The organism is Streptomyces sp. NPDC028991 (assembly GCF_055564775.1).
On the sequence record NZ_JBVHVP010000074.1, the window covers coordinates 1 to 1,152 of the forward strand.

Annotated in this window: 1 protein-coding gene and 1 pseudogene; one reads left to right on the top strand and one right to left on the bottom strand. The window is 69.1% G+C overall.

The features are described 5' to 3' along the window. The first annotated feature begins 273 nt into the window (after positions 1 to 273). Complete coding sequence (locus ACZ4V1_RS35880) at positions 274 to 723, top strand: translationally-controlled tumor protein (protein WP_468345369.1); 450 nt, start codon at positions 274 to 276, stop codon at positions 721 to 723. A 246-nt stretch (positions 724 to 969) separates the two neighbouring features. Here the strand turns inward: ACZ4V1_RS35880 and ACZ4V1_RS35885 are convergent. After that, positions 970 to 1,152: pseudogene (locus ACZ4V1_RS35885) on the bottom strand (hypothetical protein); the annotation flags it as partial.

Consider the following 1,152-nt stretch of genomic DNA (forward strand, 5'->3'; position numbering starts at 1 on the left):
CGCGCTCCCGGGCGGCAAGTGCCGCGCCTGCCGAGGCAACCCTGCCCGCCCCGCGCCCACCCTCCCCGGACAACAGGTCCGCGCGCACGCCCGAGCGGTACGAGCGGGCCTGCTCCCGAAGTCGGACCGCCCCAAGCGCTGACGGCCCTGCCGGGCTTCCCGCATCGCCATCGATAGCGCTGCGTCATGCAAAAATGACGGAGCGTCACACCACGTCGGACCCACGCGAAGTTGGGCCGGTGGCGCGGACTCATGGACCGAGAGGAATGCGGAGTGCTTCTCTACAGCGACATCATCACTGGCGACCACATCGTCAGCGACGGCTTCCCGATGCAACTCGTGGATGACGTCGTCTTCCAGGTCCGCTGCATGTCGGACGAGGACGGGGACGGGGACGGGGCGGTGGACAGCTTCGTGCACCACTTCAGGCTGCAGCCGGTCACCTTCGACAAGTCGGGCTACCAGTCGCAACTCAGGGGCTACATGCAGGCGGTGAAGCTGTATCTCACAGCATCCGGCGCCGGCGCGCACGAAGTGACCGCGTTCGAGAAGGGCGCCTCGGCCTACGCCAAGAAGATCTCCGCCAACTTCGGCTCGTACGAGTTCTACACGGGTGCGAGCAGGAGCCCGGACGGCATGGTGGGTCTGCTGAGCCACCATTCGGACGGCGTCACCCCGTACTTCACGTTCTGGAAGCACGGGTTGAGGGCGGAACAGGTCTAGGGCCTGTACCGGAGCTTGGGCGCCCGGGGTCAGAGGGGTGCGGCCGACCTGGCCGCCCGCTCGACCTCTGCACGGTAAGCCGCACGGGCCCCGTCGTCCCCGCGCTCCTCGTGTTCGGCCCGCAGCATCGGCGGCGCCGTAACCGTTGCGGTGCCGAGCGTCGGCGCCGCCATCACGGGGCGGCGAGTGCGGGCGGCACGTAAGCCGGGGGCACGACCGCAGGTGAGCCGAATCCTCGTCGCAGCGCTATATCACATCCAGGGCCCCGCTGAGTGCCTGGATCGTCCGGTTTGACCATGTGATGCCGTAGAGGGCGAGGACGCGGGGGCGTTCGGTGTGGGCTCGTCGTCCGGCGGCGGTGTTGACGTAGCCGGCGAGCTTGAGCGCGCTGCGGATCAGGTCGCGGAGGGCGGCGAGTACGGCGGGCGC